Annotated in this window: 20 protein-coding genes and 1 riboswitch; of the genes, 8 read left to right on the forward strand and 12 right to left on the reverse strand. The window is 64.4% G+C overall.

Features of this window, described 5'->3' with window-relative positions:
- Positions 1 to 17: 17 nt before the first annotated feature.
- The 5 genes from hemC to hemE form a co-directional block, all read right to left on the reverse strand.
- Positions 18 to 1,001, reverse strand: a complete 984-nt coding sequence (hemC, locus tag PQ627_RS09430; RefSeq protein ID WP_274260342.1) for a hydroxymethylbilane synthase — start codon at positions 999 to 1,001, stop codon at positions 18 to 20.
- The gene (locus tag PQ627_RS09435) at positions 998 to 2,221 is read right to left on the reverse strand and encodes a ferrochelatase (RefSeq protein WP_274260344.1); all 1,224 of its coding nucleotides are present in this window, start codon (positions 2,219 to 2,221) and stop codon (positions 998 to 1,000) included. Before PQ627_RS09435 ends, hemC begins: the two co-directional genes overlap by 4 nt.
- Positions 2,218 to 2,919 carry a hydrogen peroxide-dependent heme synthase gene (gene hemQ, locus PQ627_RS09440; RefSeq protein WP_144659734.1) on the reverse strand — a complete coding sequence of 234 codons (702 nt, stop codon included), beginning with the start codon at positions 2,917 to 2,919 and terminating at the stop codon, positions 2,218 to 2,220. The genes PQ627_RS09435 and hemQ overlap by 4 nt, the downstream gene beginning before the upstream one ends.
- 72 nt (positions 2,920 to 2,991) lie before the next feature.
- Positions 2,992 to 4,440 (reverse strand): protoporphyrinogen oxidase, encoded by a 1,449-nt coding sequence (gene hemG, locus PQ627_RS09445; RefSeq protein ID WP_274260346.1) that lies wholly within the window; start codon positions 4,438 to 4,440, stop codon positions 2,992 to 2,994.
- Between the two features lie 6 nt (positions 4,441 to 4,446).
- Positions 4,447 to 5,562, reverse strand: a complete 1,116-nt coding sequence (gene hemE, locus PQ627_RS09450) for a uroporphyrinogen decarboxylase (protein ID WP_274260348.1) — start codon at positions 5,560 to 5,562, stop codon at positions 4,447 to 4,449.
- Positions 5,563 to 5,720: 158 nt separating this feature from the next.
- Here hemE and PQ627_RS09455 point away from each other — a divergent pair, with 158 nt between their 5' ends.
- Positions 5,721 to 7,043: a glutamyl-tRNA reductase gene (locus PQ627_RS09455; protein ID WP_144659731.1), complete on the forward strand. Its 1,323-nt coding sequence runs from the start codon at positions 5,721 to 5,723 to the stop codon at positions 7,041 to 7,043.
- A gap of 12 nt (positions 7,044 to 7,055) precedes the next feature.
- Here PQ627_RS09455 and PQ627_RS09460 read toward each other — a convergent pair whose 3' ends face one another.
- Together PQ627_RS09460 and moeB are read right to left on the reverse strand one after the other, a co-directional pair.
- Positions 7,056 to 8,045 (reverse strand): SDR family NAD(P)-dependent oxidoreductase, encoded by a 990-nt coding sequence (locus PQ627_RS09460; RefSeq protein ID WP_274260351.1) that lies wholly within the window; start codon positions 8,043 to 8,045, stop codon positions 7,056 to 7,058.
- A 39-nt stretch (positions 8,046 to 8,084) separates the two neighbouring features.
- Positions 8,085 to 9,287 (reverse strand): molybdopterin-synthase adenylyltransferase MoeB, encoded by a 1,203-nt coding sequence (gene moeB, locus PQ627_RS09465; protein ID WP_144659729.1) that lies wholly within the window; start codon positions 9,285 to 9,287, stop codon positions 8,085 to 8,087.
- A gap of 6 nt (positions 9,288 to 9,293) precedes the next feature.
- Between moeB and PQ627_RS09470 the strand changes: the two genes are divergently transcribed.
- The 3 genes from PQ627_RS09470 to PQ627_RS09480 are packed head-to-tail and all read left to right on the forward strand — an operon-like array spanning position 9,294 to position 10,640.
- Complete coding sequence (locus PQ627_RS09470) at positions 9,294 to 10,028, forward strand: TetR/AcrR family transcriptional regulator (protein WP_144659728.1); 735 nt, start codon at positions 9,294 to 9,296, stop codon at positions 10,026 to 10,028.
- A gap of 50 nt (positions 10,029 to 10,078) precedes the next feature.
- Complete coding sequence (locus tag PQ627_RS09475; protein ID WP_144659727.1) at positions 10,079 to 10,303, forward strand: DUF3107 domain-containing protein; 225 nt, start codon at positions 10,079 to 10,081, stop codon at positions 10,301 to 10,303.
- 34 nt (positions 10,304 to 10,337) lie between these two features.
- Positions 10,338 to 10,640 carry a hypothetical protein gene (locus PQ627_RS09480; RefSeq protein ID WP_274260353.1) on the forward strand — a complete coding sequence of 101 codons (303 nt, stop codon included), beginning with the start codon at positions 10,338 to 10,340 and terminating at the stop codon, positions 10,638 to 10,640.
- Between the two features lie 87 nt (positions 10,641 to 10,727).
- On the opposite strand, the gene PQ627_RS09485 is transcribed toward PQ627_RS09480, so the two are convergent.
- The 3 genes from PQ627_RS09485 to thiO all read right to left on the reverse strand — a co-directional run bounded on the left by PQ627_RS09485 (position 10,728) and on the right by thiO (position 13,044).
- Positions 10,728 to 11,525: a thiazole synthase gene (locus tag PQ627_RS09485; RefSeq protein ID WP_144659725.1), complete on the reverse strand. Its 798-nt coding sequence runs from the start codon at positions 11,523 to 11,525 to the stop codon at positions 10,728 to 10,730.
- A 3-nt stretch (positions 11,526 to 11,528) separates the two neighbouring features.
- Positions 11,529 to 11,765: a sulfur carrier protein ThiS gene (thiS, locus tag PQ627_RS09490; protein WP_144659724.1), complete on the reverse strand. Its 237-nt coding sequence runs from the start codon at positions 11,763 to 11,765 to the stop codon at positions 11,529 to 11,531.
- Between the two features lie 34 nt (positions 11,766 to 11,799).
- Positions 11,800 to 13,044, reverse strand: coding sequence for a glycine oxidase ThiO (gene thiO, locus PQ627_RS09495; RefSeq protein ID WP_274260356.1), 1,245 nt, complete (start codon positions 13,042 to 13,044; stop codon positions 11,800 to 11,802).
- A riboswitch (TPP riboswitch) is annotated at positions 13,036 to 13,156 on the reverse strand. (Overlaps the previous gene by 9 nt.)
- Before the next feature lie 27 nt (positions 13,157 to 13,183).
- On the opposite strand from thiO, the gene thiE reads away from it, so the two are divergent.
- The 4 genes from thiE (at position 13,184) to PQ627_RS09515 (ending at position 18,331) form a co-directional block, all read left to right on the forward strand.
- Positions 13,184 to 13,867 carry a thiamine phosphate synthase gene (gene thiE, locus PQ627_RS09500; protein ID WP_274260358.1) on the forward strand — a complete coding sequence of 228 codons (684 nt, stop codon included), beginning with the start codon at positions 13,184 to 13,186 and terminating at the stop codon, positions 13,865 to 13,867.
- A gap of 113 nt (positions 13,868 to 13,980) precedes the next feature.
- Positions 13,981 to 15,471, forward strand: coding sequence for an RNB domain-containing ribonuclease (locus PQ627_RS09505; protein ID WP_274260361.1), 1,491 nt, complete (start codon positions 13,981 to 13,983; stop codon positions 15,469 to 15,471).
- 275 nt (positions 15,472 to 15,746) lie between these two features.
- The gene (locus PQ627_RS09510) at positions 15,747 to 17,438 is read left to right on the forward strand and encodes a DEAD/DEAH box helicase (protein WP_274260362.1); all 1,692 of its coding nucleotides are present in this window, start codon (positions 15,747 to 15,749) and stop codon (positions 17,436 to 17,438) included.
- 8 nt (positions 17,439 to 17,446) lie between these two features.
- Positions 17,447 to 18,331: a DNA-methyltransferase gene (locus PQ627_RS09515; protein ID WP_144659718.1), complete on the forward strand. Its 885-nt coding sequence runs from the start codon at positions 17,447 to 17,449 to the stop codon at positions 18,329 to 18,331.
- Positions 18,332 to 18,380: 49 nt separating this feature from the next.
- On the opposite strand, the gene PQ627_RS09520 is transcribed toward PQ627_RS09515, so the two are convergent.
- Together PQ627_RS09520 and PQ627_RS09525 are read right to left on the reverse strand one after the other, a co-directional pair.
- Entirely contained in the window at positions 18,381 to 18,989 is a 609-nt protein-coding gene (locus tag PQ627_RS09520; protein WP_144659717.1) for a MarC family protein, read from the reverse strand.
- A gap of 31 nt (positions 18,990 to 19,020) precedes the next feature.
- Positions 19,021 to 19,866 (reverse strand): PHP domain-containing protein, encoded by an 846-nt coding sequence (locus PQ627_RS09525; RefSeq protein ID WP_144659716.1) that lies wholly within the window; start codon positions 19,864 to 19,866, stop codon positions 19,021 to 19,023.
- Positions 19,867 to 19,937: the final 71 nt, after the last annotated feature.

A 19,937-nucleotide genomic window follows, 5' to 3' on the forward strand; every position in this document is an offset into this window, starting at 1 on the left:
CCCCGGCATTCGCTTGCTCAGGACGCTGCAAGATCCGCGATCTCCGCGGCGCCGGCAGCCAGCAGAAGTTCGGCAACTTCAATGCCCAGCAGCGTCGCACCCACTTCAGTCAAACCGTCGGTGGCTTTCTTTTCGCGGACGGTCTTGGTGCCATCGACTGCGCACACCACGGCCTCCAGGTGCAGCATGCTGCCCTTCCGGAAGGCGTGGGCCCCAACAGGGGCCGCGCACCCGGCTTCGAGCCGGGCCAGGACCGCACGTTCAGCCGTCACGGCAAGGCGCGTGTCGTCGTCGTTCAGTGCTGCAAGCGCCTGTGCCAGCACGCCGTTCGAACCCTGCGCAGGTGCGTCCTCTGTACGGCATTCGATGGCCAACGCGCCCTGCCCGGGTGCGGGCAGCATCACGTCGGTGTCGAAGTACTCGCTGACTGTGTCCCGTCGATCGATTCTCTCCAGGCCGGCGGCGGCAAGCACCACGGCATCGAGGTCGCACGACTTGCCGGGGACAACCTCATCCGTCGCATTTCCAGGAAGCCCGGGGACGCGGCCGAGGCGGGTATCGACGTTGCCGCGGATGTCCAGAACCTCGATGTCCGGGCGGGCCGCCCGCAGTTGTGCTGCACGCCGGGGTGAACCGGTGCCGACTTTGGCTCCCGCAGGCAGTTCGGCCAGCGTCATGCCGTCACGGGCGCAAAGTACGTCCCGGACGTCCACCCGCTGGGGGGTGGCGGCGATGGACAGGCCGAGCGCCGACCCCGTGGGCAGGTCCTTGAGGGAATGCACGGCGACATCGCAGGTATCGGCCAGCAAGGCATCCCGGAGGGCGGCAACAAACACACCGGTACCGCCCATTTGGGAGAGGGACCCGGTTTTGACGTCGCCCTCTGTCTTGATGTGCACCAGCTCCACGGGGAAGCCACCCACTGCAGCCAGCTTGTCCGCAGTTTGCTGGGTCTGCGTCAGGGCAAGCTTGCTCGCCCGGGTCCCGATGCGGACAGTCACTTGGCTGCCTCCGAAGCAGGGTAGGCATCGTGGCGCGTTCCGATGGTGGTGCCAACTTCCGCGATGACCGGCTTGGCACCCCGGAAGTTCTCACAGCAGTTAGGGCGGCAGACGTCGTACCACGGGCCGAGGTCCGTGACGTGGGGGCGGTCCGCGATGTTGTTATCGACGGTCCGCTCGCAGATGAGGTCCACGAGTCCGGCAACGAAGGCCGCGTGCGTGCCCGGCGTCGGGACGCGGGTTGCTGCGATGTCGAGGTTCTTGCAGGTTTCCAGGGCCTCGGTGTCGAGGTCCCAGGTAACTTCCATGTGGTCGCTGACGAAGCCAAGGGGAACAATGACCACGCCGCGAACGCCCTGCGGAGCGATCTCTTCAAGGTGGTCGTTGATGTCCGGTTCCAGCCACGGAATGTGGGGCGCACCCGAGCGCGACTGGTAGACCAGGTCCCAAGCGACGTTCGGCGCCACGACGTCCATGATGGCCTGGGCGTTGGCAAGGTGCTGGGCAGCGTAGGCGGAGCCTTCGGCGAATTCGCGGGGCTCGTCTTCCGAACGGCCCGCGGCTTCAGCGTCCCGTGTCGGGATGGAGTGCGTGGCGAACAGGACCCGGATCTTGGAGTCCGGGTCAGCTTCACCTGCGGCGGCAAGCTTTCCACGGATCTCTTCCAGGCCGGCAGCAGTGCCCTCGAGGAACGGCTGGACCACGCCCGGGTGGTCGAAGTACTGGCGGATCTTGTCCACCTGCAACTTGCCGTCCAAACCTGTTTCGGTCAGCGCGATGCCGATGTCTTCGCGGTACTGGCGGCAGCTGGAGTAGCAGGAGTAGATGCTGGTGGTGAGCATCAGGATGCGGCGGTAGCCGGCGTCGTAAGCGTCCTGCAGGACCGGGGCGATGTAAGGGTCCCAGTTGCGGTTGCCCCACAGGACCGGCAGGTCGATGCCGCGCGTGGCAAGTTCGGCCTCGATGGCGGCTTTGAGTTCGCGGTTCTGCTGGTTGATGGGGCTGATGCCGCCAAAAGCACGATAGTGGTGCGAGACCTCTTCGAGGCGCTCGTCCGGGATCCCACGGCCACGGGTGACGTTGCGCAGGAAGGGAATAACGTCTTCCTGGCCTTCAGGACCACCGAAGGACGCCAGCAGCACGGCATCGTAGTTTTGGGGCGCCTGGCGGCCGCGCTCGGTCACTTCGTTCAGTTCGGTGGAGACGATCGGTGTGCTCACGCGAGGACCTCGGCAATCTCGGCTGCGGTGACCCGGCGGCCGGTGTAGAAGGGAATTTCTTCACGGACGTGGTTGCGGGCATCGGTGGCTCGGAGGTGGCGCATGAGATCCACGAGGTCCACGAGCTCGGGAGCTTCCAGGCCGAGGATCCATTCCCAGTCGCCCAATGCGAAGGAGGAGACGGTGTTGGAGATGACCTGCGGGAACTCGCGGCCCAGCATGCCGTGCTCGCGGAGCATGGCGCCACGCTCTTCGGCGGGCAGGATGTACCACTCGTAGGAGCGGACGAAGGGGTAGACGCAGAGCCAGGTGCTGGGTTCGACGCCGCGGGCGTACGCCGGAACGTGGCTCTTGGCGAACTCCGCTTCGCGGTGCACACCCATGGCCGACCAAACGATTTCGGTTCCGGCGAAGAGCTTGCTCCGGCGGATGGAGCGGACCGCTGCCTGCAGGTCCTCGGGCTTGGCTCCATGGAGCCACACCATGATGTCGGCGTCGGAGCGCATTGCCGAGACATCGTAGCTGCCGCGCAGGACCACTCCGTCGGCGGCAAGCTTTTCTACCAGGGCTTCGAATTCCTGGGCAGCATCGCCGCTGCGCAGGACGTCGGCCGAGCGCTTGAAAACAGTCCAGAGCGTAAAGAACTGCTCTTCGGTTTCAGCAGTTTTAGTGACAGATTCGACAGAAGTGTGGCTCATGGTTCAAGTTTGCCCCGTGCCGGCCCCTAAGTCGAAACGGATCAGTTCTACATGGCGTAGAAGTGACGTAAATCACGGAATCGTTGCTTCGTCGCCGCTTCCCTGGGCGAGTTGCCGCCGGGTGTCAGCCACGACGGCCGCCAAGCCGTTTCCGGCCAACCAACCGCCTACCACCACCAAGCCATCGGCAGCGGCACACACCTTCCTGACCTCGGCTACGCGCTGTTTGTGACCGACGGCCGCGAACGGCAAGGCTCCCGCCCACCGCACGACATCCCAACCGACAACGTCACTGCCGGACACCGGCACTGTCAGCAGCCTGGACGCGTCCTCCAACGCTGCGGCCAGGAGTGCGTCGTCGTCCAAGACCACATCGGCTCCCCCGCCGGCTTCCTCACGACGGCCATAGGAGAGGCGCACCACATGCGTGCCGGGGCCGGCCTCCTCGGCCAGCCAGTCCCATTTGGCCGTTGCATGGGTCAAAGCCTTGGCGGTAATACCGGGCGTTTGCGGCGCCACCAGGATTCCGGTTCCGCGCGGCCTGCCGTCCAGTTCAGGCAGGTCCACAACGAGGGTCACCAGGCTCACCAGGGGTCCAGGCGCGGGACGCAGGGCAGCCAGCGCGGGCAAGGACTTCTCCAGCAGCCCGACGGCGGCCGGACCGTCCAGCGCGACCACCAGCCGGTCGGCGTCGTACGCGGAACCACCGGCGGTGACCCGCCAGCCGTTCCGGGTCTTCGCTACGTCTTCGGCGCGTTTGTCCGTCAACAGCCCTACGCCACGGTCCCGGAGATCCGCCAGCAGCGCGGTGACCAATGTGTTCATGCCACCGTTCAGGCCGGCGACGGCGGAACCCGCCTTCGCCGGGCCGGCGCCGGCTTTCCGCTGCGCCGCCACCGCGGCGGCAAGCGAACCATGCTTGCGGATTCCGGCACGCAGTCCGGGAGCCACCATGTCCACATCGAGAAGGCCGGGATCAGCGGAATGGACACCGCCGACCACAGGGGAAACGAGCCTGTCGAGGACCTTCTTCCCCATCCGGGCACGGACCAACGACGAGACACTCGTGACCTCGGAGGAGGTCCCTACGGTTGCCGGCAGCCAACGGTCAAAGGAAGCCCGCAATGCCCCCGCGAACCCGAGTGAACGCCTCACTTCGGGATCCCATGGGTTGGCAGGAATCCCCAGGACACCGGTTTTGGGCAGTTCCTGCGGGCCATCGGGCAACTGGACCCAGGCACCACCGGGGTGGGGAGCGACGATCTGCTCCCCCAGGCCGAGTTCGACTGCGAGGTCCGCTACAGCCGGGGACCGCGTGGCAAAAGACTCCGCGCCGCTGTCCAGGCGCAAACCGGCAACCACATGGCTCCCAACGCACCCTCCCCACGATCCTGTTGCCTCCAGCACGGTGACTCCAGCCCCCGCCATGGCCAATTCCCGCGCGGCCAGAAGACCAGAGATGCCACCGCCCACCACCACTGAGGTGGTTGTTGGCTTGTGCGTTGCGTGTCCGCCGCGCATGCGCCCCTACTTGGCGGGGATCGAGTGGATGAGTTCCACAACGCGCGTGAGCACTGTGGGATCGGTTTCCGGCGGCACTCCATGGCCAAGGTTGAGCACGTGGCCCGGGGCAGCGGAGCCGGCGGCGATGACGTCGCGGACATGCGCCTCAAGGACTTCCCATGGGGCGGAGAGCAGCGCGGGGTCGATGTTGCCCTGCAAAGGAACCGTGCCACCGAGGCGCCGGTTGGCTTCATCCAGCGGCAAGCGGTAGTCGACGCCGACGACATCCACCCCGACGTCGCGCATCGCCACGAGGAGTTCGGACGTTCCGGTGCCGAAGTGGACCAGCGGAGCGCCCAGGCCGCGGACGTGGTCCAGGGCGCGGGCCGAGGCAGGTGCAACGTACTTTGTGTAGTCGGCCAGGCCCAGGGAACCGGCCCACGAGTCGAAGAGCTGCCCGGCGGATGCGCCGGCTTCGAGCTGGGCCTGAAGGAACAGGCCCGATGCATCGGCGGCCCAGTTGGCCAAAGCAGTCCAGGTCTCCGGGTCGGCGTGCATCATGGTGCGCGGGCCGAGGTGGTCGCGGGAAGGCCTGCCCTCCACCATGTAGGCGGCCAGCGTGAACGGTGCTCCGGCGAAGCCGATCAACGGGGTGCTGCCAAGTTCGGCAACCGTGAGCCGGACAGCTTCGCGGATGGGCTCCAGCGCTTCCCACGTCAAGGTCGGAAGCGCCGCCACGTCCTCGGCAGTCCGGACCGGCTTGTCCAGCACGGGACCTACGCCCGGAACGATGTCTACGCCGACACCGGCCAGCTTGAGGGGAATGACGATGTCCGAGAAGAAGATCGCGGCATCGACATCGTGGCGGCGGACGGGCTGAAGCGTGATTTCAGAAGCCAGCTCCGGGCGCAGGCACGAGTCCAGCATGGCAACGCCTTCGCGGACTTTCAGGTACTCGGGCAGCGAGCGGCCAGCCTGGCGCATGAACCACACGGGCCTGCGGGACGGTGTGCCACCGCGGTAAGCGGTGATCAGCGGTGAGTCCGAAGTGCGGCCGTCCTTCAACGGGTGGTTGGCGTCGAGGCTACCCGCCGGGGAGTTGGAGGCCGTACTCTTGGATGCTGCCGAGCTAGAAGTCATGCCTTTGATTGTGCCGAAAATCCAGGCCAAAAGATAACGACAAGCTGTCATGTACCGCCCATCCGGGGGCGGTGTGGCGCGGATCACCGGAGTCCGTGGGGAGACCCACGGTGCCATATTGTTCTACCGGGCTACGAAAAAGCTATGATTGGGGTGCTGTGGTTCTTTTCTCATTGGTGGCTACACACGCCGACATCGACCTCGAAACCGTCGCTCAGTTGAGCAACGGTTCCTCCGGGCTTGCCTCTTCGGCCCTCACAGAATCCCCCGTGGTGTCCGGAGCGGTGGTCCTCGCCACCTGCAACCGCTACGAGGTATACGGCGAAACGGCCAACGGTGATGACCTTGAAGCAGCCCGCTCCGCCCTCATTTCCCGGATCAGCGAGCTCAGCGGCCTCAACGAACAGCTTGTTTCGCGTTCCTTCGCGACCCACACCGGCCCCGAGGTCACCCGCCACCTCTTCGCAGTCAGCTCCGGTCTCGACTCTGCCGTGGTAGGCGAGCGTGAAATCGCCGGACAGGTACGCCGCGCACTTATTACGGCCCAGCAGGAAGGGACTGCCAGCTCAGGCCTCGTCCGTCTCTTCCAGGCCGCGTCCAAGACAGCCAAGGATGTCGGCGCCCAAACAGCGCTCGGCTCACGCGGGTTGTCCATCGTCTCAGTTGCCCTCGACCTCGCCACAGACCTTGCCGAGAACGAGGACTGGTCCACCAAGAAGGTCGTGGTCTTCGGAACGGGAGCCTACGCAGGCGCCACCATGTCCCTCCTGCGGGAACGCGGTTGCACGGATATCTCCGTCTACTCTTCCTCCGGCCGGGCGGAAGCTTTCGTCGCCACACGCGGCGGTACCGCGCTCGACGCCGACACCCTCCCCACCGCTGTGGCCGAAGCTGACGTCATGATCGGCTGCAGTGGCTCAGACAACCGGGTGGAAGCCGCGGACCTTGAACGCGTCCGGGCCAACTCGGGCAAGCCATTGATCGCCATCGACCTCGCCCTGACCCACGACTTCGATCCCGCCGTAGGAGAACTCGACGGCGTGGAACTGCTGACCCTCGAGTCGGTACGGCTCGCCGCACCCCAGGAACAGGCAGAATCGCTGTCCCAAGCCAGCGCGATTGTCACCGGCGCCGCTGCCTCTTTTGAGTCCGAACGTGAGGCGCGTTCCGTGGACACGGCCATCGTGGCCCTGCGCCGCCACACCATGAACGTCCTCGACGCCGAGATGGAGAAGGTCCGCGCCCGTCATGGCTGCACGGCCGCCGCCGAGGAAGTGGAGTTCGCGCTTCGCCGCATGGTCAAGCAACTGCTCCACATCCCCACCGTCCGCGCCCGTGAGCTTGCCGCCAACGGACAGCAGGACGACTACGTCGCAGCCCTCGAGGCACTGTACGGAATCCAGGTGGAGCAACCACAGGCAGCTGCCGCGGCCCCGGAATGCCCCGTGGACCACCAGCAGCTCCGTTCTGAAAGCGCCTAGGCTCTCCCAGACCTAGGCAAAGGCGTTCACCCCGGTCAGTTCCGCCGACAACGCCCACAACCTGGCCGCATCCTCTTTATCGACGGCATGGGCATCCACACCCTGGTAGCGAGCCAGCGGAGACTCCTTGTCGGTCGGCTTGGCAATGTCACAGTCTTCGCAGTAGACGCCGCCCATGCCGTTGAGGGCCGGTGAGGTGGCTGCCCACACCGACGTCGCGGCTCCTTGTTCGGGAGTCTTGAATCCTTCGCGGACGTTGCCCGCGGCGTCCATCCAGCCCGCGGCCACCATTTCCTCTTTGGGAAGATGCCGCTGCAACTCTGTCATGATCCCGCCCGGGTGGACTGCGAACGCGCGCACGCCCAATTCCCTGCCGAAATGGTCGAGTTCAACGGCAAACAGGGCATTGGCCGTTTTTGCCTGCCCATAGGCCTTCCACTTGTCATAGCCGCCGGTGAAGTTGATGTCGTCGAAACGGATCGGAGAGAGCTTGTGTCCGGTCGATGACAATGAGACGACCCGCGCATTCCCGGACGCCTGCAACGCCGGCCACAGCGTGTTGACCAGCGTGTAGTGCCCCAGATGGTTGGTGGCGAACTGGGCTTCCCATCCTGGCCCAACCCGTTGCTCAGGGCTGGCCATGATGGCGGCGTTGTTGATCAGGATGTCTAACCTGCCGTGGTCCTCCAGGAAACGCCTCGCAAACCCTTTCACGCTCTCCTGGTCGGCCAGGTCCAGCTGTTCCACCCGGACCGATTCGGACAAGCCGGCATCGGCAAGGACGGAACGGGCGTGTTCGAGCCGGCGCGCAGGCACCGTCACTTCTGCCCCTGCCGAGACCAAAGCGCGCACAGTTTCCAGCCCCAAACCTGAGTAACCACCGGTGACGATTGCCGTCTTGCCTCGCAGGTTGATGCCGTCAATAACCTCCATGGCTGTGGAGCCGTGCCCGAATCCGGAGCCGATGGGGCGTTGTTCTGTTTCAGTCCGTTCTTCGCTCATGCTTGAGCTTCCCAGACAAGCCTGAAAGCAGGCAATGAATCAGTAAACGGGCTTGCTTGGCTCCACTTGCCGCACCCAGGCGAGAATGCCGCCGTCGAGGTGTTTAACGCGGCTGTAGCCGGCCTTGCGTGCCGCTTCCAGCACCGCTGCCGAACGCGTTCCGGCCTTGCAGTGGAACACGATGTCCTTATCCTGCGGCAGCTCAACCCAGGCTTCGCCGGAAAGGATGCGGCCCTGCGGAATCAGGACCGAACCGTCGATGCTCACGATGCTGTGCTCTCCGGATTCGCGGACATCCACCAGCTCGAAGTCCCGCTCCCCCGAGTCCCGCTCAGCAAGCATCCGGGCCAGCTCCGTCGCGGTGACCGTGTGGTCCTGGTCGGTTGCGGCAACCGGAGTCACTCCGCAGAATGCCTCGTAGTCGGTCAGTTCCGTGATGGGCTCCGCTTCAGGGTCCTTGGAAACCTTGATTTCCCGCCAGCTTCCGCCCAAAGCGTCGAACAGCGCCACTCGCCCCAGCAAGGAACGTCCGACGCCAGTAATCAGCTTCACGGCTTCGGTCACCATGAGCGAACCCACCGCTGCGCACAGCATGCCAAAGACGCCTCCCTCACCGCAGGACGGCACCGAACCAGCCGGAGGGGCTTCCGGGTAGAGGTCCCGGTAGCTGGGGCCGTGCTGGGCCCAGAAGACGCTGACCTGGCCATCAAAGCGGAAAATGGAGCCCCACACATACGGCTTGCCCAGGATGGCCGCGGCATCGTTGACCAGGTAACGGGTGGCGAAGTTGTCCGCACCGTCCAGGATGAGGTCGTACTGGGCGAAGAGTTCCAAGGCGTTGGAAGAATCCAGCCGGAGGTTGTGGAGGACCACGTTCACCAAGGGGTTCAGTTCCGCGATGGCATCACGGGCAGATTCGATCTTGGGCTTCCCCACATCCTTGACGCCATGGATGACCTGGCGCTGCAGGTTGCTGAGGTCGACGTCGTCGTCGTCCACGATTCCAAGCGTTCCCACGCCCGCCGCAGCCAGGTACAGCAACGCGGGCGAGCCCAGACCGCCGGCGCCGATGACAAGAACCTTCGCATTCTTGAGCCTGCGTTGGCCCAGGGCTCCGATTTCGGGAATGATGAGATGCCGTGAGTACCGCTCCACCTCTGCCGGCGTGAGCCCGGCGGCCGGTTCGACGAGGGGTGGCAGGACTGTGGGCGCGGCGGAGTGGGCAGCAACAATTGAGGCCATACCCCAATGTATGCCTGCCGATGCCGCCGGGTCATATTACCCACCGGTAGAGTGGTCATAACTGCAAAGGAAAGGCGGCAGACTGTGGCTGACGGCACACGGGCAAACGATGAGGCACCCGCAAAGCAGGAACGGGCCGTTGCACCCCGTTCACCAAGGCTGCCCAGGGACGAGCGCCGTGCACAGCTGCTGAACGCCGCCTTGGAAGTCTTCGTTTCCAACGGATTCCATGGCGCAGCGATGGACGAAATCGCTGAAACCGCCCATGTGAGCAAGCCGGTGCTGTACCAGCACTTCCCGTCCAAGCGGGAGCTCTACATGGCCCTCCTGGACAGCCATTTGGCAACACTGACGGACTTGATGCTGGGCGCCCTGAACTCCACCACGGACAACAAGGAACGCGTCAAGGCTGTCATGCGCGCCTATTACCGGTTCATCGCCGACGACGACCAGGCGCACCGCTTGGTGTTTGAGTCCGACCTCATCAATGATCCCGACGTCAGCTCCCGCTTGGAGACGTTCAACAAGACCTTCGCTGACGCCGTCGCGCATGTGATCGCCGAGGACACGAAACTTCCGCCCCTCGAGGCCCAGCTCCTGGGCCGCGGCTTGGCAGGAATGGCCCAGGTCAGCGCCCGGTATTGGCTGGAAACGGATGGAAACCTTGACCTCGATGTAGCCAGTGATCTGATCTATCGTTTAGCTTGGCGCGGAATCAGTCGATTCCCCAAAGAGTCCTAGGCTACAAATAGAGGACTGACTTAACACTTGATTGGCTTGGAGGCCTTGCTGTGGAAGTAAAGATCGGCATTCAAAACGTTGGCCGTGAAATTGTGCTCGAATCCGCTCTGGATGCTGACGCCGTCGCCAAGATCGTGGCCGAAGCCGTGTCCAAGGGCTCGGAACTGCGGCTGACCGACGAGAAGGGCCGCCAGATCATCGTTCCCGGAAACGTGCTGGGCTACGTGGAGATCGGTGCCGAGGAAGTCCGCCGGGTCGGCTTCGGTGCACTCTGACACTGATCCGCCCATCTGCCGCTAAGGAGTTCCCATGCTTTCCCTCGTCATCGTGGTCCTGGTTACCGTTGCCACTGGCTTCATAGTCTGGGCAAACGACAAGCGGCACAGCAGGTATGGAATTGCGTTGCCGGCCGGTGTTTCAGCCGCGGTCGGTGCCCTGAGCTGGGTAGCTTTCATCAGCGCAGGGCTTGGGTACCAGCCGGGCGCAACGTGGATCCCATGGGTCCTGCCGATGGTGCTCGGCACCGCGGCAGCAGCGGGCGTGGTTGTCTATCTTGGTCGCACGCGCACCAAGCACGACACCGAGGCCCTGACCAAGGCGCTGCGTCTCTAGGGCTCAAACGTCTCTAGGCCTTAAACAAGGATGACCATCACCGCGAGGTGATGGTCATCCTTGTTTAAGGCCCGGGTTTAAGCCCGGCTAGAGGAACTCTGCCCGGCCTTCCATGGCAGAGGACGCCAGGGCGTGCTCACGTTTCGGAATCCGGCCTGCCTGCTTGGCGAGCCGCCCCGCGATGACGGCATGCTTGAAAGCCTGCCCCATCTGCACGGGGTTCTGGGCGCGGGTGACGGCAGTGGCCAGCAGGACGGCATCGCAGCCCAGTTCCATGGCAAGGGCGGCGTCGGAGGCTGTGCCTATACCCGCGTCCAACACCACCGGTACGGAGGCACGGGACACGATGAGTTCAATATTGTGCGGATTGAGGATCCCCAGTCCGGTTCCAATGGGCGAGCCGAGCGGCATGACGGCCGTGGCACCCAGGTTCTCCAGACGCAGCGCCAGGACGGGATCGTCGTTGGTGTAAGCGAAGACCTTGAAGCCCCTGTTCACCAGTTGCTCCGTTGCTTCGACCAGCTCCACCGCATCGGGCAGGAGCGTGTGTTCGTCCGCAATGACTTCCAGCTTTACCCAGTCGGTCTCCAAAGCCTCACGGGCGAGTTCTGCCGTCATCACCGCGTCCTTTGCCGTGAAGCAGCCCGCCGTGTTCGGCAGGACACGGATGTTGTTGTCCACCAGGAGCTGGAAGAGCGAACCTGTTTCAGCGGTCGAGTAGCGCCTCATGGCCACTGTTGTGAGCTCGGTTCCCGAAGCCAGGAGCGCGGCTCCCAGGCCGTCAAGGCTGGGCGCACCTCCAGTGCCCATGATCAGCCTGGAGCCCAGTTCGACGCCGTCGATCACCAATGCGTCGGTGCGGACTTCCGTGTTTGCCTGGGTCATCGTTCAGCCTCCCTGTACTGCGGTTACGAGTTCGAGTTCGTCGCCGTCGGCCAGCGCAGTAGCCGCCCATTGGCTCCGCGGTACCACCTCGGAATTGCGGGCGACGGCGACACCCAGCTTTCCGCCGTCGGCCGCCTGTCCCCGGTGGTCCAGGGCGCGGCCGGTGACGGCGGTGACCACACTGCTGACAGAAGCGCCATCGAGCACTTCGTGCACGGCGCCGTTGAGCTTGATGTTCATACTGTTTCCTTGCTGTGGAGAGAGCAACGCGGGGTCATTTATGGCCCCCTGAAGGGGTTGCCATGGGCCATAAGTGACCCCGCGTTGCGTTGAAGCGGTCAGGGCGGAAGATGGACCAGCGGGGGTCGGTGGAGCCACTCAGCAGCTCCCCCACGATCGCGGCGGCTATGGGAGTGAGGAGGACACCGTGCCGGAAGAATCCCGTGGCGATCACGAGGCCTTCAACCTCGCCGGTGGAGTTGCCCACACGGCCCAGCAACGGGGCGTTGTCCGGAGTTCCTGGTCGTGCGCGGGCCGTTGCCTCCAGGAGTTCGAGTTCAGCAACCGCAGGCACGAGAACCTGCGCGTCACGCAGGAGTTGGTAGACGCCACCGGCCGAGACGGCGTTGGACGTCGCGGACAGACTGTCCTCGCGTTGCGTAGCGCCGATCACCACGGTTCCGTCCTCCCGCGGAACGATGTACACGGGCACTCCGCGGACCATCCCCCGGACTGTGGCGGTGACCAGCGGACGGAGGTGGGCCGGGACGCGTAGTCGGAGGATGTCTCCGTAGACCGGCCTGACTGGAAGGCTGAGTCCCTCGGGAAGGCCCTGCAAGTGAGGGGCTCCCAGCCCATTGGCCACGACCGTTTCGGCCGCGTGGACGGTGCCGCCGTCTTCAAGCTCGACACCGGCAACCCGGTCGCCGTCCCACAACAACCCGCGGGCCGAGGCCTCAACGGCGAACCCATCCCCGGCCCCCTTCACCCAGCTGCCATCATCCGGCGAATGCGCGGCAAGGACCGCCAAAAGGTGGCTCGCCAACTTCCGCGGATCAACCTTGTGATCAGCGGGAATGTCGAAGGCACAGGAAATTTGCGGGCTCAGCAGTGGTTCGCGGTTCCGTGCCTCACGCAAGGACAGCGGCTCAACCTCCAGGCCCGCCGAAAGCTGAACCGAGCGAAGGTCTGCGAGCGCCCTGCGGTCGGCGGCGTCGGCACCCACGGCGAGGGTCGGCGTCGTGCTGTATCCGGTGGCTTCCGTGGGCTGAGGCAGGCTGCCCACGAATGACGGCCACAATCGGGATGACTCGACCATGAGGTCCAGGAGGTCTTCTTCCTGGTAGTGGAGTTCGCTCACCGGTGCCAGCATTCCGGCAGCCGCAAAGGTAGCGCCGCTGGCCGGCGCCGGGTCGATGAGGGCCACGGAGCGGCCCAGCTTCCGCAATTGATGGGCAATGCCCAGGCCGATGACGCCTCCGCCAATGACAGCGACATCTGCGTGAATGGCTTCTGCCATCTGATTCCTTCCCTACGCCGGTACTAGCCGGATCAGGTCAAGCGGTCGGCTCTTAAGCCCTCTCAGCCGGACGGTCACAATGATGGTCGTCGCGGCTCCCGCGGTACGTGCCCAGTTTAGAGGAACTAGTGTGGTTTCCATGACCCAGCATCAATCCCTCGCCTCGGCCCGCCTCTACCTGTGCACTGACGCGCGCAAACGCCAAGGCGATTTTGAAGACTTTGTGGACGCAGCTTTCCAGGGCGGAGTGGACATCATCCAACTCCGCGACAAGGCGGTGGAAGCTGCTGAGGAATTGGAATTGCTGGCCGTCCTGCGCAGCGTTGCCGAACGCCACGGACGGCTCTGGGCAGTCAACGACCGTGCCGATATTGCCAGTGTTTCCGGGGCTCCTGTGTTCCATGTGGGCCAAAAGGACCTGCCCCTGGAGGTCGCCCGTACCTTCTTGCCCCACCCTGCCGTCATAGGCCTGTCCACCCACACTCCCGAGCAAGTGAACGCGGCCATCACCGCCTCGCCCAGCGACCCGGGCCTGGACTACTTCTGTGTTGGCCCGGTATGGGCAACGCCCACCAAGCCCGGCCGCGACGCCGTGGGAACCGGCTTGGTCACATATGCCGCGGAAGCGATCAAGCGCGCTGAAGAGACCACAGGCGGGGCCGTTGATTTGCCCTGGTTCGCGATCGGTGGAATCGACCTTGGCAACGTAGAAGAGGTACTCGCAGCCGGTGCCAGCCGCATCGTCGTCGTCCGCGCCATCACCGAGGCGGAAGACCCGACGGCGGCAGCGAAGTCGATGCTCGAAGCCCTCGACGCCGCTTAGCGGCAACTCCGCACGTTAGCGACGGTAATAAGCCCGCAGTCGCTTGGCGGCTGCGGGCTTTTGCCTGGTGGGCGTCCAAGACTATCGGCCTGTTTCGGGCTACGCTGACTTTCGTGTCACATCACCGGATAGCGCCCAACGTCGACGATTCCTCGGACCAGCTCGCCGCAGCCCTCGCGGCCCTGCGGACGGAGCTTGAGCTGCCCGGCGAGTATCCCGCTGAGGCCGTGCAAGAGGCGCGTGACGCCGTCGAATCCCTCCGCCTGCCCGGGCGGGACCTCAGGCATGTCACCTTCGTGACCATTGACCCCGCGACCTCCACGGACCTTGACCAAGCGCTGTACATCGACCGTGCCGGCGAAGGGTACAAAATCCTTTACGCGATCGCCGATGTTCCATCCTTCGTAGCACCCGGAGGAGCCCTGGATTCGGAAACGCGGCACCGGGGTCAAACACTCTACGCGCCGGACGGGCGCATTCCTTTGCACCCTGAGATCATCAGCGAAAACGCCGGGAGTTTGCTGGCGAACCAGGACTGCGGGGCCTTCGTCTGGGACTTCGATCTGGACGCCAAGGCGGAGGTGGTGAGCGTTTCCGTGGCGCGGGCAACCGTGCGAAGCCGCGCCAAACTCAGCTACGCCGGCGCACAGCAACAGATAGACGAGGGAACTGCACCGCCCGTACTTCAGCTCCTCAAGGAAGTTGGACTTAAAAGGGTCGAGCTGGAGCGGCTTCGTGGCGGGGCCAGCCTCAACATGCCCGAGCAGGAAATCGTCCAGGTGACCGACGGCGGGTACAGAATCGTCGCGGCGCCGTCCTTGCCGGTGGAGGACTGGAATGCGCAGATCTCGCTCATGACGGGGATGGCGGCGGCACAACTGATGCTCGATGGCAAGATCGGCATCCTGCGGACCATGCCTGCCCCCGATGAAAGATCACTGCAGCACTTCAGGCGGCAAACTGCAGCCCTGGGCAAGCCCTGGGACGGCAAGGTCTCCTACGGTGAGTATCTGCGGACACTGGACGCTTCCGATCCGAAACAGCTGGCCATCCTGCACTCCGCCGGAACATTGTTCCGGGGCGCCGGCTATACCCCTTTTGACGGCGAAGTGCCCGAAACGGTGATCCAGGCAGCCATCGGCGCCCCCTACGCCCACACCACTGCTCCCCTGCGGCGGCTCATTGACCGCTTTGTCCTGGTGATTTGTGAAGCGCTGTGCAACAACAAAGAGATCCCGCGCTGGGCACGCGAGGCCCTGCCGTCCTTGCCCGAGATCATGGGCGCTTCCGATCAATTGGCAGGGCGGTTGGAACGTGCGGCACTGGACACGGTGGAGGCCGCGCTGGTGGCGGGACATGTGGGCCAGGAGTTCGACGCCGTTGTCATTTCCGGTTCCAAGCCATCGAACGGAAACGGCAACAACGGCAATGGAACCAGGGGCAACGGCAATGGCAACGGCGTCCCCTATGGCGTTGTCCAGATCGCCGAGCCCGCAGTCACGGCACGGTGTGACGGCGAACTGGAGTCAGGTACCAAGGTGCGGGTACGCCTCGTAAAGGCGGAAATTGCCACGCGGGAGATCCGGTTTGAGCTTCTGGGCTGACGCGCTTCAGTCACCGATCCGGGCTTTATGGCTCCCAGAGGATAGACTGGGCGTGTAGTAATGGATGCCCGGTCGTTGATTCAGTTAATTTTTGAACTCAACAAGCCCGCCCCTACGCGATCTTGAGATGTACCAACTGGTCACCAGTGCCAGTACTTAGATAGCCCGCGATCGGCTTCCACTGGAATTGCTTGCGCGCCCGTTCTGCTCCGGTACGGCTATGCCATCCCGTTGAGCATGCAGCGCCAATGCCTAAATGAATAAGGAAACTCCCTGTGAGTGAATTGCACACCCATGAAGTCCTGACGGACTCCACCGGAACCGAGACCATCGAACCCGAGGAAACGATCACCTCGGACGAGACGCCCCACGAGATCGAAGAAAAGTCGTTCGCCGACTACAACGTCCGCGCGGACATCGTTGAGTCACTGGCCGACGCCGGAATCACGCACCCCTTCCCGATCCAGGCCATGACGCTGCCCGTGGCCCTGAGCGGCCACGACATCATCGGCCAAGCCAAGACGGGCACCGGCAAGACGCTGGGCTTCGGCATTCCCGCCCTGCAGCGGGTCATCGGCAGGGACGACGCAGGCTACGAGAAGCTTGCCGTTCCTGGCGCCCCGCAGGCCTTGGTCATCGTTCCCACCCGTGAACTTGCCGTGCAGGTTGCCAACGACCTCCAGGCTGCATCCCGGAAGCGCAACGCCCGCATTGCCACCATCTACGGCGGCCGCGCCTATGAGCCCCAGATCGAAGCACTGCAGAAGGGCGTCGAGATCGTCGTCGGCACGCCCGGCCGCCTGATCGACCTCTACAAGCAGAAGCACCTGAGCCTCAAGAACGTCAAGATGGTGGTCCTGGACGAAGCCGACGAGATGCTGGATCTCGGCTTCCTTCCCGACGTCGAAACTCTGATTGCCGGCACCCCCGCGGTCCGCCAGACCCTCCTGTTCTCGGCCACCATGCCTGGTCCGGTCATCGCCATGGCACGCCGCTACATGACGCAGCCCACCCACATCCGGGCCGCCGACCCCAACGATGAGGGCCTTACCAAGCGCGACATCCGCCAGCTCATCTACCGTGCACACAGCATGGACAAGACTGAAGTTGTGGCCCGCATCCTCCAGGCCAAGGGCCGCGGACGCACTGTCATCTTCACCAAGACCAAGCGCACTGCAGCCAAGGTCGCAGAGGAATTGGTGGACCGTGGCTTCGCCGCCGCTGCCATCCACGGCGACCTGGGCCAGGGCGCCCGCGAGCAGGCCCTGCGGGCTTTCCGCAACAACAAGGTGGATGTTCTGGTGGCAACCGATGTCGCCGCCCGCGGTATCGACGTCGAGGACGTCACCCACGTCATCAACTACCAGTGCGTCGAGGACGAGAAGATCTACCTGCACCGCGTTGGCCGTACCGGCCGTGCAGGCAACAAGGGCACCGCCGTGACTTTCGTTGACTGGGACGATGTCCCTCGCTGGGCCCTGATCAACAAGGCTCTTGGCCTCAACGTTCCCGAACCTGTCGAGACCTACTCCTCCTCACCGCACCTGTACACCGACCTCGACATCCCCGAGGGCACCAAGGGCCGCCTGCCCCGTAACAAGCGCGTCCTCGCCGGCGTCGACGCCGAGGTGCTGGAGGACCTGGGCGAGACCGGGAAAAAGAACGGACGTTCGGGCGGTTCCGGCCGTGACGGCAAGCGCGACGGCGGCCGTGGCCGCAGGTCCGGCGACTCCAAGTCAGGCGACTCGCGCGAAAGCAAGGGCGACGGCGGCCGCAACCGCACCCGTCGTCGTCGTACGTCCGAGGGCGAAGCAGCTCCGGCTGCCGGTGCGACCGAAGCCCGGACGGGAACCGCCGACAACGCTGAGAAGCCTGCCCGCACGCGTCGTACCCGTACGCGTCGCCGCAATGGCGAAGTTGTTTCCGGTGAGTCGGCTGCTGCCCAGCCTGGCAACACCGAGGCCTAATTCCGTCAATGGCTGAAACTGTTTGGGCGCCGGACGGCGGCAACATGGTGGTGCACGCGGATAACGCGGAATTCCTTCCAACGCTGCCGGACGGCGCCTTCACACTCATCTACGTGGACCCGCCCTTCAACACGGGCCGCGTGCAGCGGCGGCAAGAGACCCGCATGGTCCGCAACGCCGACGGCGACGGCGACCGCGTCGGCTTCAAAGGCCGCTCCTACGACACCATCAAGGGTGCCCTGCACAGCTACGACGACGCCTTCAGCGACTACTGGTCCTTCCTGGAGCCCAAGCTCGTGGAAGCCTGGCGCCTGTTGGCGGACGACGGCACCCTGTACCTGCACCTCGATTACCGCGAGGTCCACTACGCCAAGGTGATGCTGGACGCGATCTTTGGCAGGGAGTGCTTCCTCAACGAGATCATCTGGGCCTATGACTACGGTGCCCGGGCCAAGAACCGCTGGCCCACCAAGCACGACAACATCCTTGTCTACGTCAAGAACCCCACGAAGTACCACTTCGACAACGAGGAAGTGGACCGCGAGCCCTACATGGCCCCGGGCTTGGTGACACCGGCCAAACGCGAGCGCGGAAAGCTGCCGACGGACGTCTGGTGGCACACCATCGTCTCGCCCACCGGGCGCGAAAAAACCGGTTACCCCACCCAAAAACCCGAGGGACTGGTGCGAAGGATCGTCTCCGCATCAAGCCGCAAGGATGACTGGTGCCTGGACTTCTTCGCCGGCTCCGGGACCCTCGGCGCCGTGGCCGCGAAGCTGGGCCGCCGGTTTGTGTGTGTCGACCAGAATGAGCAGGCCATCGAGGTCATGCGGAAACGCCTCGGCGCCAAGGCAGTGTTCCACGAGCTGCTGCCCACCGGCCCGCAGGCCTGAGACAGCAGCCCTTCGCCTGTTGTCTGCCGCTGTTCAGGCAACTGCCTGCCTAGGCAGCGCCCTTCACGAACGCCGTCACCGAGTCTGCGATCATCTGCACCGCAATGGCTGACAACAGCAACCCTGCGATCCTGGTGACCAGTTCCACGCCGTTCTCACCAAGGACGCGTTGGACCACGCCTGCGAAGCGCATCGCGAGGTAGAGCGAGGCCAGGACCACAGCGATACCGGTGCCCACGGCGAGGTAGTCTGACAGTTCAGTGGACTGCTGCACGAACACCATCACCGCCACAATCGCACCCGGGCCCGCCATGAGCGGCGTCCCCAGTGGCACAAAGGCGACGTTCTTGTACTTGGCCGCGTTTTCCTCGCCGCTGGTGTTTCCGGTCAGCAACTGCAAGGCGATGAGGACCAGAAGCAACCCGCCCGCACCTTGCAAGGCGGCCAACGAGATGTGCATGTAGTTCAGGATCGATTGGCCGAAGATGGCAAACAGCACAATTACGCCGGTGGCAACCAGGAGCGCCTGGAAGGCTGAACGGTTCCTGTCCTTCGCCGACAACTGAGCCGTCAGGGACATGAAAATCGGCACCGTTCCCGGCGGATCCATGATGACGAACAGGGTAACGATCACCGATGCCAGCAGCTGCAGGTCCATCAACGGGCCCCTTTCACCGGGCGGGCCCCTGTCACCGGACCACCGTGCTGCCCGTTGCCAATTCTTCGATCCGCGCCAAGACCTCCGGCGAAGTCAGGTTCTCACCCAGCAGGTTCGGTTTGCCGGTCCCGTGGTAGTCGGAGGAACCTGTCATCAGCAGACCGTGTTCGGCGGCCAGTCCCCGCAGGAACCTCCGGCCCTCTTCAGGGTTGTCCCGGTGTTCGACTTCCACGCCCAGCAAGCCAGCGTCGATCATATCCCGATACGTGGCCTCCCCCACGGTGCGACCCCTGGACGACGCCACCGGATGGGCGAAGACAGGAACGCCTCCCGCCGCCCGGACCAGCTCGACGGCGAGGGCGGGGTCGGGTGCGTAGTGCTGCACGAAGTACCGCGAGTGCGAAGTCAGGATGGTGGTGAAGGCTTCGGTGCGGTCCGCCACGACCCCCGCTGCCACCAAGGCGTCCGCGATGTGGGGGCGTCCGACTGTAGCGCCGGGGGCTACGTGGTGGATCACGTCGTCCCACGTCAGCGGATAATCCTCGGACAACAACGTGACCATGTGCTCGGCCCGTGTCAGGCGGGCATCCTTGGACTTCGTGATTTCCTCGAGCAGTCCTGCATGGCCGGGATCGTGGAGGTAGCTAAGGAGGTGGACGCTGATCCCCTTGTCCGTCCGACAGGAGATCTCCATGCCCGGGACGAATGCAATGCCATGTTCCCTGGCCGCGGCTGCTGCCGGTTCCCAACCATCCGTTGAGTCGTGGTCGGTCAAGGCAACGGCGTCCAGCCCCGCGGCCACGGCGGAAACAATCACGCCGGCCGGTGTCTCTGTCCCGTCGGAAACATTCGAGTGCGCATGCAGGTCTATCCTCACTTTCCCAGCCTATGGGATGCATGCCCGCTTGGCCGGTTGCGCCGTTGGCCTCCTCAGGGAACTGGTGGGAC

This window comes from Paenarthrobacter sp. AB444, from assembly GCF_028736865.1.
Classification (GTDB): Bacteria; Actinomycetota; Actinomycetes; order Actinomycetales; family Micrococcaceae; genus Arthrobacter; species Arthrobacter nicotinovorans_B.

Excerpts from the sequence above, each read along its gene's own strand:
- PQ627_RS09485 (WP_144659725.1), bottom strand. The coding sequence starts at position 11,525 with ATGACCCAGGCAAACACGGAAGTCCGCACCGACGCATTGGTGATCGAC.
- PQ627_RS09460 (WP_274260351.1), bottom strand. The coding sequence starts at position 8,045 with ATGAGCGAAGAACGGACTGAAACAGAACAACGCCCCATCGGCTCCGGA.
- thiO (WP_274260356.1), bottom strand. The coding sequence starts at position 13,044 with ATGGCAGAAGCCATTCACGCAGATGTCGCTGTCATTGGCGGAGGCGTC.
- hemQ (WP_144659734.1), bottom strand. The coding sequence starts at position 2,919 with ATGAGCCACACTTCTGTCGAATCTGTCACTAAAACTGCTGAAACCGAA.
- thiE (WP_274260358.1), top strand. The coding sequence starts at position 13,184 with ATGACCCAGCATCAATCCCTCGCCTCGGCCCGCCTCTACCTGTGCACT.
- PQ627_RS09520 (WP_144659717.1), bottom strand. The coding sequence starts at position 18,989 with ATGGACCTGCAGCTGCTGGCATCGGTGATCGTTACCCTGTTCGTCATC.
- hemE (WP_274260348.1), bottom strand. The coding sequence starts at position 5,562 with ATGACTTCTAGCTCGGCAGCATCCAAGAGTACGGCCTCCAACTCCCCG.
- PQ627_RS09515 (WP_144659718.1), top strand. The coding sequence starts at position 17,447 with ATGGCTGAAACTGTTTGGGCGCCGGACGGCGGCAACATGGTGGTGCAC.
- hemG (WP_274260346.1), bottom strand. The coding sequence starts at position 4,440 with ATGCGCGGCGGACACGCAACGCACAAGCCAACAACCACCTCAGTGGTG.
- PQ627_RS09480 (WP_274260353.1), top strand. The coding sequence starts at position 10,338 with ATGCTTTCCCTCGTCATCGTGGTCCTGGTTACCGTTGCCACTGGCTTC.
- PQ627_RS09470 (WP_144659728.1), top strand. The coding sequence starts at position 9,294 with ATGTATGCCTGCCGATGCCGCCGGGTCATATTACCCACCGGTAGAGTG.
- thiS (WP_144659724.1), bottom strand. The coding sequence starts at position 11,765 with ATGAACATCAAGCTCAACGGCGCCGTGCACGAAGTGCTCGATGGCGCT.
- moeB (WP_144659729.1), bottom strand. The coding sequence starts at position 9,287 with ATGGCCTCAATTGTTGCTGCCCACTCCGCCGCGCCCACAGTCCTGCCA.